Below are 10,575 nucleotides of genomic sequence, written 5' to 3' on the forward strand. Positions count from 1 at the left end.
GGGGTTCGACCACAGGACGACAGACGTCCGCGGAGGAGGCGCGACCTCGTCGCCGCTCCCATCCCGCTCGCTCATGGTGCTCGGCAACCTCGCGGTGGCACCCGGGGTCAGCGGGCTGCAGGTGGTCCCGCCGATGCTCGCCACCGTGCTGATCGGCGCCCACATCGACGCCACCGCCACCGGCGTCGTATGGTTCACAGCCGCAACCGTCCGCCTCGCCGCAGGGAGCCACGGCATGGCCGAGACCCTGGCCCACCGGATCCGCAGCCGGGAGGAGTATGCCGGCGCCGCGCCCGCGATCGCCCTGCTCCCCTGGTTCTCCGCCCGGGCGGCGGTGGCCTGAGATGGCGACCGATCTCGGCCGGGTGCGCGCGCTGGTCGCGGCCGAGCGCGGGCTCGCGGTGGTGTCGACGCTGCGGTCGGACGGGTCGGTGCACAGCGCGGTGGTGAACGCCGGGGTGACCACCCACCCGGTGACCAATGCGGAGGTGGTGGGCTACGTCGCCATCGGCAGCGCGCTCAAGCTCCGCCACCTCCGCGCCCGGCCGCGGGCCACGGTGACCTGGCGGGTCGGCTTCCGCTGGCAGACCGTCGAGGGCGCGGTCACGCTGATCGGGCCGGACGACCCGCTGGAGGGCGTCGAGCCGGCGGATCTGCCGCAGCTGCTCCGCGACGTCTACCTCTCCACCGGCGCCACCCACGACGACTGGCCGACCTACGACCGGGTCATGGCCGAGGAGCGCCGCTGCATCGTGCTGGTGCGGCCCGAGCGCGGGTACGGGGTGGGCTGACCCGGGAAGCCCGCGACACGCGTCGGTGCGCGACGCCACCCGTGTGCATGAGGGCCGGGCCGCTGTGACGATCGCGTGCGGACCCGGCGGTCAGCGCTCCGGCGGCTACAGTGCTGTCGTCGGTCCTCGACAACGGCAAACTCACCGTGAGGTGAGGACGCAAAGCCACGGGTCTCATCGAGACAGCCGGGCTACCGAAGGGGTCACCCACGGACCGGCGGAGATGGGGGTCTGCACATGGCAGCGACATCGGCTCTTTCCGTGGCGCCCGCGCTGATCCAGGAGTCGCCGCCGGCGACGCTCGGCGACGACGTCGAGGACGTCCTCGCCACCCTGACGCCCCGCGAGCGCCGCGTCCTCCTGCTGCGCTACGTGTTGGTCGACTCCCGGGAGCGCACCGCCGAGGAGGTGGGCAGGCGCCTCGGCGTCCCCGGCGAGCGGATCACCCGCATCGAGGCCGAGGCGCTGGCCAAGCTGGAGATGTCGTCGGGGAGGGGTCGGTACACGACCCTATAGTTGGTCGGATGAGGATTCGACTGATCCACGACGCCGGGGGCACGATCGTCTCGTTCGTGCCCCCGGGTGCCGAGCTGCCCGGACCGCAGGCGGCCGGCCAGAGGATCTCCGAGGTCGAGGCTGCCGGCCTCGATGCGAACGAGCTCCACCTCAACCATCTGCAGGCGAACTACCGGGTCGACTGCACCAGCACCCCGCCGAGGCTGGTCCCCGACCGGATGGAGGGCACGCCGCGGTCAGGCGCGGGCCGTCCCCTCGAACGCTCGGAGACCTTCCCTCCCCCGCCGCCGGGTGCGTCGCCGGCCGGCCACGCAGAGGGCGGCGCAGGCCGCGACTGACAGGGCGATCTCGACGCCGATCGACACGCCCGGTCCGGGCAGGCGGTACGGATGCTCGCCCCGCCGGCCCTGGCGCTGCCAGTGCGAGGGGAAGATCAGGCGCCGGGTCTCCTGGCCGCGGAGCTTCATCAGGATGATCTCCGCGTCGGGCGCGACCGCCGCCAGTCCGGCGACGGTGACCACCGACCCGGCTCCGCAGCTCAGCGCCAGTGCGGCGACGCCGGCGGTGACCAGCGCGGCCTGACCGATCACCCCGACGCTGAGGTCGTCGTGGCCGATGCCGTCGAGCAGGGCGTGGGAGACCACTCCCGCGAGGGCACCGCCGCGACGGTCGCGGTTCAGTCTCCCCAGGGCAGCGCCGGCGACGAGATGGGTCAGGGCGAGCACGGCGCCATTCTCGACCCCGGTCGCGCCCGCCTGGCGAGCGCTTCACGAACCCGTGACCGACGCCGCACCCGCCGTTGCCTGGGTCAGCCGGCGATGAAGTCGACCACCACCGCGGCGAGCCGCTCGCCCCGGTCCTCCTGGAGGAAGTGGCCGCCGTTCTCGATCACGGTGTGCGGCTGGCCCTCGGCGCCGGGGATCAGCCGGCGGAAGAGCTGGTCCCCACCCCGGGTGACCGGATCCTGGTCGCTGAAGGCGCAGAGGAACGGCCGGGTCCAGCGCTTCAGCTCCTCCCAGGCCTCGCGGTTGGGCTGGGCGGCGGGGTCGTCCGGGGTCACCGGCACCAGGGTGGGGAACTGCCGGGCGCCGGCCAGGTAGCGGTCGTCGGGGAAGGGGGCGTCGTAGGCAGCGATCACCTCGGGGCTCAGCGGGGTCACGCATCCACCCCTGACGACGCCGCCGGCGTGGAAGCGCGGGGTCTCCTGGGAGTAGCGCCGCCAGCGGTGGAAGGCGGGCCCGGGGTCATCGTCGCCGGTGGGCAGGAAGGTGTTGGCGGCGACCACACGGGCGAAGCGGCCGGGCATCTCGGCGACCAGCCGCAGCCCGATCAGGCCACCCCAGTCCTGGCCGACCAGGGTGATGTCGCGGAGGTCGAGCGCCTCGACGGTGGCGCGCATCCAGTCGACGTGCCGCTGATAGGTGTAGTCGGCGCGCTGGGCCGGCTTGTCGCTGCGGCCGAAGCCGACCAGGTCGGGCGCCACGGCGCGGTGCCCGGCGGCGGTCAGCACCGGGATCATCGTCCGGTAGAGGTACGACCAGGACGGCTCGCCGTGGAGCAGCAGCACCGGCGCGGCGTCGCGCGGCCCCTCGTCGACGGTGTGGACGCGGAGCCCGTCCACGTCGAGGTAGTGGGGCTCGAAGGGATAGCCGGGCAGCCCGGCGAACCGCTCGTCAGGGGTGCGGAGGACCTCGTCGATGGTCAGCAGCCGCTGGCGCCGACCGGGACCGGCGGCGAGCTCGCCCGGGCCGGGCTGGTGGTGACCGCGATGATCTGGGGCGAGCGCCAGCCGGGGACGGTGACCTGGTTGGTGGAGGTCACGTAGCGGTACGAGGCCGGGGCGGGCACGCCGGTGACCGGCACCTCGATGCGCTGCGAGGAGCACCGGTCGGTGACGACGATGGTCCAGGCGACCAGCTCGTCCTGGTGGGGCTGCAGGTCCACGCGCACGGTGACGGTGCAGCTCCCCCCGCCGCAGCCGTCCGGGGTGACGGTGACGGCGCTGACGCCCCCGGCCGCCGCCGGCTCGGAGCGCTCCCCGCCCGGGCGCGGTGGCGCCGGGTTCGTCCCTCCTCCGGGCAGCAGGCCGCTCTGCGGCGGCTGCTGGGCGGGCACCTGCCCGGTGGCGGGAGCCCGGCCGGCACCGCCGGCGAGCAGCTCGACCGCGGAGAGGGTGCCGCCTCCGATGGCGCCGAGGAGGGACGCCGCGATGACCACCCTGCGCCACGCCCACGAGGGGGGCGGCGGGTTCCCGGAGCGGCCCGGGCGGGCCGACGCCGCGGCCGTGCGAACCCGGCGGCGCTCGTACACGGTGGCCGACGCGGCCGCCGGCCGCGCGGTGGCGGCGGCGACGGGCGGAAGCTGCCGCGGCTCCCACCGGTCCGCGGCGGGAGGGGTGGGGGCGGCCGGAGCCGGCGCCGGCGGCAGCACGGGTGCGGCAGGCGGTGCGGGCGCGGGGGCGATCTCGGCGGCGGGACGCTCGGGCGCCGCCTCCGGCTCGGTCTCGGCCACCGGCGCGGGCTCCTCGGGCGCGGGCACGACGAAGGGCCGGATCGCGGGCGCCTCGTCCGGCTCGGCCGGAGCCGGGGTGCGGTGACGGGGCACCTCCGCGATCGTCTCGAGCGGCGGCACCACGAACGGGCGGGACGGCGGCTCGTCGGGCGGTGCCACCACCGGCGGCGTGATCAGCGGCAGCGGGTCGACGGGGGGCGCCGGCGGGGCGGCGGCCGCCTCGATCGGGCGCGGAGGAGCGAGCGGGGTGGGCAGCGTCTCCCACGAGAAGGGCCCGGTGCGGGGGGCGATCGGGGCGCGCCACGCCGGCGGGGCCACGGCGCTCCGCCGCTGGGGCGGGGCCGGTGCCGGGGTCGAGGTGGCCGGCGGCAGCGGCCGAGCCATCCCCGAGCGGGTGCGCCGCGGCAGCGACGGCACCGGGAACACCGGCGCCTCCGGCTCGCGCGCGGGGCCCTCCCAGGGCAGCAGCGGCTGGCCGGCGAAGAGCGCGTTCGAGGAGGGCATGTGGAGGCAGACGATCACGGTCACGCCGATGACGACGCCGAGGAATCCGAGCGCGCCCGTCCCCATGAGGATGGCGAGCAGGCCGACGGCGATGGTCACACCCTCGACGACGTCGAGGAGCAGCCGCGCCCAGGCGGCGCCCTCGGGCAGACGCCGCGCCGCGATGACGACGGCGGTGGACACGGCGAGGACGTCACCGGCGAGGAAGAGGAGCGCCAGGGCGACGAACGCCCCGTTCCTCAGCCCGCCCGCGGCGACCACGGCGACACCGAGCATCACGAACACACCGAGCCCGGCCGCCCATCCCTGGAAGAGGGCGATCGCCCGAGCGGTTCGGAGTGGAGCAGGCAACATCATGGCGGTGCGACACCTCCCTCTCACCACCCAGCTCTCAACGGAGGCCCAGAAGGGTAGCGCGCCGGGACCGGTGCCGGGGCGGGCCGTGACCGCCCGCCCGAACGGTCAGCGACGCTGGGCGGCGCCGAGCTCGACGGCGGGAAGCTTGCCGTCCGCGTACATCGCGCGCAGAACCTTCTTGTCGTACTTGCCGACGCTGGTCTTCGGGATCTCGTCGACCACCGCCCATCGCTCCGGCACCCAGAACTTCGCAACCTGGCCCGCGATGAACTCGCGCAGGTCCTCGGGTGTCGTCGTGCTGCCGGGCTTGAGCACGACCGACGCGAGCGGCCGCTCGTCCCAGCGCTGGTCGGGCACCGCGATCACCGCGGCGTCGAGCACATCGGGATGTCCGATGAGCATCGTTTCCAGCGCCACCGACGAGATCCACTCACCGCCGGACTTGATCACGTCCTTGGAGCGGTCGGTGATCTGGATGAAGCCGCGCGAGTCGACGCAGCCCACGTCACCGGTGCGCAGCCAGCCGTCGTGGAACTTGTCGGGAGCGGGATCCTTGAAGTACGACGCGGCGATCCACGGACCGCGCACCTCGATCTCGCCGACCGACTCGCCGTCCCACGGCTGCACCTTCCCCGAATCGTCGACGATGCGCAGCCGCACCCCGGCGACGACGCGGCCGGTCTTGCTCCGCCAGTCCATCTCCTCCTCGGGCGGAACGCCACGCGGCGGGATGGCGATGGCGCCGATGGGGCTGGTCTCGGTCATCCCCCAGGCCTGGATGATGCGCAACCCGTGGTTCTTCTCGAAGCGCTCCATCAGCGAGCGCGGCACCGCGGAGCCGCCGCAGATGATCGTCTTCATGCTGGTGAGGTCGGCGGGATGCGCCTCGATGTGCTGGAGCACGCCCTGCCAGATGGTGGGCACGCCGGCGGCGAAGGTGGGGCGCTCCGCCTGGATGAACCTGCACAGCGGCTCGGGCTGCAGGAACCGGCCCGGCATCAGCAGGTCGGCGCCGAGCATGAACGCGGTGTAGGGGATGCCCCACGCGTTGACGTGGAACATCGGGACGATGACGAGGGCGCGGTCGGCCTCCTTGAGCGAGAACGCACCCCACTCGGCGAGGGAGTGCAGGCAGATCGAGCGGTGGCTGTACACGACGCCCTTGGGCGCGCCGGTGGTGCCGGTCGTGTAGCACATCGCCGCCGCCGTCTTCTCGCCCAGCTCGGGCCAGTCGTACTCCGGCGACTCGGCAGCGAGCAGGTCCTCGTAGTCGAGCACGCCGTCGCCGAGGGCGGAGGCGTCGCCCTCACCGACCAGGATGAGGTGCTCGACGGTGGTGAGGTCCGACCGGATCTTCGCCAGCAGCGGGACCAGCGAGGCGTCAACCAGGATGACGCGGTCCTCGGCGTGGTTGATGACGTAGGCGAGCTGATCCGGGTTGAGGCGAAGGTTGAGGGTGTGGAGGACCGCGCCCATGCAGGGAACGGCGAGGTAGGCCTCGAGGTGCTCCTGGTGGTTCCAGGAGAGGGTGCCGACACGGTCTCCGGACTGGATGCCGAGCCGCTTCAGGGCGCCCGCGAGCCGCGCCGCCCGCTCGGCGACCTCGGCGAAGGTGCCCCGGCGGCTGCCCTCGCCCTCGAAGCTGACCACCTGGCTCTCCGGGTAGACCTGCGCCCCACGCCGGAGGATGTCCGTGATGGTCAGGTCCCCGTCCTGCATCGTGCTCTGCATCGACCGTCGCCTCCACACTGTCCAGCCCCGCTCTGCCATCACGTTGTATACCCGAGCGAGGGGTGGGAGGGGGAACCCGCGATTGCAGAGGTGGACTCCGGCATCGGGGTGAGGGTTTGGACTCCGCCGCTGTCGGGTTGGTGGCGTGACCGGCCGGAGGGGTGGGCCGGCTCACGGGAGACCGACCGTTGAAGGTCAGCGCGCGGTACGACGCCATGACCGCAGCCGGCGGACGGTTCGCCTCGGCTGCGGGCACGCTCGCGGACATCGAACGCGCCGTCCAGCGGGCCTGCGAGCTCGCAGCGGGGGCCACCGGGGATGCGGGCGCCACGGCGGAGGTCGTCAGGTTCTGCGATCGCACCACGGGCGCCATGGACGACACCTGCACGCATCTGCTGGAGGTGGCTGGGGGGCTGCGGCGGGCTCTCCAGGTGATGTGGTCGGCCGGGGGTGGCGGCGATCTCGGCGACGGTCCGGTCGGCAGCCACCATGGTGGTTCGCGATGACCGGAGACGGGCAGCCCGGCGCCCCGGGCGTCTCCGTCCACTCGATCGACGTGCCGGCTCCGCACGACGGCAACCCGGAGGAGTTGCGGCGCGCCGCGTGGCAGCTCGACCAGTGCGCCGAGGAGGTGCGATCGCTGGTCGTCCGGCTTCGCGCGACCGTGGAGGATCTGACGCAGGGCCAGGGCGAGTGGCGCAGCCCGGTCGCGGACGCCTTCCGGACGCACGCCTGGGAGCCGATCAGGCTGACGCTCACCAGTGTCGCCCACTCACTCGAGGACGGTGCGGCGTCACTGCGCCACGCCGCCACGGCGATCGAGAACGCCCAGAGTGACCGCCGTCGAGCCGAGGCGCTGGCGGTGGCGGCCGGTGTCGGTGTCGCCCTGACCGTGCTGTCCTTCGGCATCAGCGACGCCGTCGCCGCCGAGGCCGCGGCCGGTGCTGCGGCGCTGATGGCCCGGGCGGCGACGGCGATCGCCGGGGCGATGCGTGCGGTGGTGCTGGCGCTGGACGAGGCCGGGGCGGCAATCCGGGTCCTGACGGTGACGATGCGGACCTGGGGGACGGCCGCCGGGTACACCGCGGGGCTCACCCTGCCCCGCCTGGCGTTCAGCCCCGCGGGCGCCGGTGTGCTCGGCGCGGTGGGGAGCGCGGCGCTGGGGGATACGCGGCCCGCGGACCTCATCCAGGCATTCGCGATCAGCTATGTGGAGGGGAAGGCCGGCGAGGCCGAGGGGGAGGGCGAGGCGTCACCCCGCCGTGGGGCTGGGCTTGGGGGATCGCCCGGACGATCGCGGACCTTCGAGCGTTACCTCGACGCGCCCCCGCCGACCACGGGCGAGGAGGTGTGGCTGGAGATCACCACCGAGGAGGGGGTGCTGGTCGGGACGCGGGCGAAGGGCGCCAGGGCGCACGTGCACGAGCTTCCGGACGACCTCGCGCACGTGGAGGCCTACTACGCGCGCCTTCGCTCGGGCGGCGTCGATGTGACGCCACCGGGCATGGAGGCGGGCGCCAGCGTGACCCGCCTTCCGGATGGCACGCACATCACGTTTCGTGCAAGGTCCAGAAGCGGGCCTCCCACCCTCGAGTTCACCATTGAGAGCCGCGGTCACTTCAAGTTGAAGATCAAGGAATGACCCCATGAGCGACCCGCTGGAACTGGCCCTGAAAGACATCCTGGCGTGGGTGGCGGATGATCACAGCAGTGTGTTCGCGGCGGAGAGCTCGGTTGCGGAGTTCTTCGGCTGGGAACCACGTGAGCGGCTGCGGATGCTGACCGCGGCCGCGGTCGAGGCTCTGAATCGCGCGGGCCTCGTCGACATTGGCGTGCCACAAGGCGGCACAGACTTCCTGGTCGACAGCTCACCGCCTGACGCCATCGGTCGGCGCATCTACGACGAGTGGGATGCGGACCCCTATGCCTCCCAGATCGCCAACTGGATGAACATCACGCCTCTCGGCGAGGAGGTGCACGGTGAGGGCACTCGTGAGCCCCTCGACCAGGCGCTCCGATGGGCCCGGGAGGCGGCCGAGCGGCGCGGGCTGACTGTCCCCACGGAGCCGGCACCGGAGCAGCCGCGCGACGACGTCGAGCTCCGGAACGTCCGCGACCTCCCCGACGGGCCGGATCACGCCGTCGCATACCACGAGCGCCTCAGGGGCGGCGGCGTCGATGTCACCCCCGACGGCTTCGATCCGAACGGCGTGATCACCCGCCTGAAGGACGCGTCGTTCATCATCTGGCGTCCTCGCTCGGCCGACGGCAGGCCGGCGCTCGAGTTCGACATCCCCAGTCGTGGCAAGGTGAAGCTGAGGTATCGGGGATGAGCGACGTCGACCCGCTGGGGGGCGCGCTGCGCGACAGCCTCGCCTACAGTGCCGACGATCACAGTGCGGTGATGTGGGTCGAGAGCTCGGTGGAGCACCACTTCCCGCAGGCGACCCGCGACGAGGTGCGCATCATCACCGCCGCGCTCACGGAGGCGCTGGTGGCGACGGGGTTGGTCCACGTCGGTCTGCCTCGGGGTGGGGCGGAGTTCGCCGACGAGGATGTGGCCCCGGAGGAGGCGGGCCGCCGGGTTCTCGACGGCTGGGACGCGGACCCGCTCCCCGCGCAGATCGGCCTCTGGATGCGAGCATCGATCCATGGACACGCCGTGGTCGCAGGTCTCCAGACCGATCGGGTGCTCGCCGAGGCGCGGGAGCGTGCGCTGGGGGCGGCCGCCCGGGAGGGATACCGTGTCGGTGTCTGACCCGGGGCCGGCTGGCGGTCAGCCCGGGTCCATCAGCCCCACGTAGTAGATGCTGACCGCGATCGAGCCGGAGATCGTCTGCTCCTCGGCGTGGCCGTCCGGGTAGGTGGTGCGCACGATCAGCCGGAGTGGCACCTCCTCGTCGACCGGGCGGCGCCGGCCGTCGAGACGCTCGGCGTGGTTCCACTGGACGGCCACGGGGCGGTCGGGGACTGCAGAGGCGCCCGGCGCGGTCGCCTCCCGGGGTGGGGCGTCGGTGGGTCCGCCGAGGTAGGTCCAGCCGACCACCTCGCTGGTGGCCTCGCCGATGGTGGTGCCTCCGACCGTCTCGCTGCCGGGCCGGAGGACCAGGACGCGAGGGAACAGCTCGAGGAGGCGGCCACGGATGGTGGCGGCGTGAGTGAGCGGCGGCTGCCGTGGATCCGGCGGCGGGGTGGTGCCGTCGCCCCTCTGACCGACGGGGACGGCGGCGACGGCGAGGCTCGGTGGGGCGTAGACGGCGCCGGGGAGGAGGCCGGTCGAGGTGCGGTGGTTGCTGATCTGCACGTCCGCGGTCCGGTGGACGACGGTGGGAGCGCCGGCGTCGTCGAGGTCGACGGCGTCGCCGGTGAGGTGCAGGGTGGCGACGGCGGTGACGTCGGCGGAGCGGGTGGAGTCGCCGGCGGCGGGCTGGGGGGCGAGGAGATGGGCGTCGGTGATGCCCTGCCGGCCGGAGCCGGGGCGGGCGTCGGTGGCGCCGTCGGACCACCGCATCGACCAGGCGGTGTCGCGCCAGTCGAGGTTGGCGAGGCAGGTGCCGTCGGAGAGGCGCTCGGCGAGATTGCTGGCGAAGCTGGTGGAGGCGGTGAGGAGGGTCGGGAGGTGGGGGTCGTAGGTGTCCGGGGTGAGGGTCGCGTCGAGGGAGGTGGAGGCGACGGCGAGGGCGTCGCATTCGTGTGGGGCCAGGCCGGCGGGGACGTGATGGGTGGCGAAGATGGGGCAGATCGAGTACTGGCCGGAGGCGTGCAGGGAGTCATCGTTGTTGCACGGACCGAGTAGCGGATCGGCCGGCTTAGGGAAGACCGGTCGATCTCCGTTGCACCCGTCATAGATGTAAACGCCGTAATAGCGGTCAAGCGTGAATTGGTCTACTCTGCGCAAGTGCCATTGGCTGTAGAGGCAGTAGCGAGCTGATCGACGGACGCCGACGCGCTGAGTGTTGGTGACCGGGCCTACGGTGTCGCGAACGGTCAGTTGTTCAAACGCTGTATTGCCGACGACCGACGCCTCGAAACTAGCGGTTGGCTGCGAACCCGGACCTGAAGCGCCTCGCACTGATTCTATGCCGGAAGGCAGCGTCACAAGGCACCACACCGACAAGACAGCCAGAAGCCCTCGGGACAACAGAATCAGCTTGATTGATAGATG

12 protein-coding genes and 1 riboswitch are annotated in these 10,575 nt (G+C 72.9%); of the genes, 7 read left to right on the plus strand and 5 right to left on the minus strand.

Translation table 11 applies throughout. From position 1 onward, the window contains the following. From VGL20_03810 to VGL20_03820, 3 genes are all read left to right on the plus strand, one after another. Positions 1–343, plus strand: a 343-nt coding sequence (locus tag VGL20_03810; GenBank protein ID HEY2702796.1) for a hypothetical protein, incomplete at its 5' end; no start/stop codon positions are given. 1 nt (position 344) lies between these two features. Further along, on the plus strand, positions 345–791 hold the full coding sequence (locus VGL20_03815) for a pyridoxamine 5'-phosphate oxidase (protein ID HEY2702797.1): 447 nt from the start codon (positions 345–347) through the stop codon (positions 789–791). A 124-nt stretch (positions 792–915) separates the two neighbouring features. Further along, positions 916–990: riboswitch (cyclic di-GMP riboswitch) on the plus strand. Between the two features lie 62 nt (positions 991–1,052). Continuing rightward, positions 1,053–1,307, plus strand: a complete 255-nt coding sequence (locus VGL20_03820) for a sigma factor-like helix-turn-helix DNA-binding protein (GenBank protein HEY2702798.1) — start codon at positions 1,053–1,055, stop codon at positions 1,305–1,307. Positions 1,308–1,543: 236 nt separating this feature from the next. Here VGL20_03820 and VGL20_03825 read toward each other — a convergent pair whose 3' ends face one another. From VGL20_03825 to VGL20_03840, 4 genes are all read right to left on the minus strand, one after another. Next, positions 1,544–2,032 carry a hypothetical protein gene (locus VGL20_03825; GenBank protein HEY2702799.1) on the minus strand — a complete coding sequence of 163 codons (489 nt, stop codon included), beginning with the start codon at positions 2,030–2,032 and terminating at the stop codon, positions 1,544–1,546. An 83-nt stretch (positions 2,033–2,115) separates the two neighbouring features. Then, a complete protein-coding gene (locus VGL20_03830; GenBank protein ID HEY2702800.1) occupies positions 2,116–3,006 on the minus strand; it encodes a haloalkane dehalogenase in 891 nt (296 codons plus the stop codon). Positions 3,007–3,008: 2 nt separating this feature from the next. Beyond that, positions 3,009–4,673 (minus strand): hypothetical protein, encoded by a 1,665-nt coding sequence (locus VGL20_03835; GenBank protein HEY2702801.1) that lies wholly within the window; start codon positions 4,671–4,673, stop codon positions 3,009–3,011. Positions 4,674–4,784: 111 nt separating this feature from the next. Then, positions 4,785–6,410 carry a long-chain fatty acid--CoA ligase gene (locus VGL20_03840; protein HEY2702802.1) on the minus strand — a complete coding sequence of 542 codons (1,626 nt, stop codon included), beginning with the start codon at positions 6,408–6,410 and terminating at the stop codon, positions 4,785–4,787. Positions 6,411–6,598: 188 nt separating this feature from the next. On the opposite strand from VGL20_03840, the gene VGL20_03845 reads away from it, so the two are divergent. Genes VGL20_03845 through VGL20_03860 form a run of 4 tightly spaced genes read left to right on the plus strand, consistent with a single transcriptional unit; the run spans position 6,599 to position 9,168 of the window. Further along, positions 6,599–6,916 carry a hypothetical protein gene (locus VGL20_03845; protein HEY2702803.1) on the plus strand — a complete coding sequence of 106 codons (318 nt, stop codon included), beginning with the start codon at positions 6,599–6,601 and terminating at the stop codon, positions 6,914–6,916. Positions 6,917–6,966: 50 nt separating this feature from the next. After that, entirely contained in the window at positions 6,967–8,052 is a 1,086-nt protein-coding gene (locus VGL20_03850) for a WXG100 family type VII secretion target (GenBank protein HEY2702804.1), read from the plus strand. A gap of 4 nt (positions 8,053–8,056) precedes the next feature. Continuing rightward, complete coding sequence (locus tag VGL20_03855; GenBank protein ID HEY2702805.1) at positions 8,057–8,743, plus strand: hypothetical protein; 687 nt, start codon at positions 8,057–8,059, stop codon at positions 8,741–8,743. Then, on the plus strand, positions 8,740–9,168 hold the full coding sequence (locus VGL20_03860) for a hypothetical protein (protein HEY2702806.1): 429 nt from the start codon (positions 8,740–8,742) through the stop codon (positions 9,166–9,168). Before VGL20_03855 ends, VGL20_03860 begins: the two co-directional genes overlap by 4 nt. 18 nt (positions 9,169–9,186) lie before the next feature. On the opposite strand, the gene VGL20_03865 is transcribed toward VGL20_03860, so the two are convergent. Then, positions 9,187–10,308 carry a hypothetical protein gene (locus tag VGL20_03865; GenBank protein HEY2702807.1) on the minus strand — a complete coding sequence of 374 codons (1,122 nt, stop codon included), beginning with the start codon at positions 10,306–10,308 and terminating at the stop codon, positions 9,187–9,189. Positions 10,309–10,575: the final 267 nt, after the last annotated feature.

Source organism: Candidatus Dormiibacterota bacterium (assembly GCA_036495095.1).
GTDB lineage: Bacteria > Chloroflexota > Dormibacteria > Aeolococcales > Aeolococcaceae > CF-96.

What these genes read in the sequence shown, in the direction of transcription:
- VGL20_03815 (HEY2702797.1), top strand. Translation starts at nt 345, where the DNA reads ATGGCGACCGATCTCGGCCGGGTGCGCGCGCTGGTCGCGGCCGAGCGC.
- VGL20_03840 (HEY2702802.1), bottom strand. Translation starts at nt 6,410, where the DNA reads ATGCAGAGCACGATGCAGGACGGGGACCTGACCATCACGGACATCCTC.
- VGL20_03855 (HEY2702805.1), top strand. Translation starts at nt 8,057, where the DNA reads ATGAGCGACCCGCTGGAACTGGCCCTGAAAGACATCCTGGCGTGGGTG.
- VGL20_03860 (HEY2702806.1), top strand. Translation starts at nt 8,740, where the DNA reads ATGAGCGACGTCGACCCGCTGGGGGGCGCGCTGCGCGACAGCCTCGCC.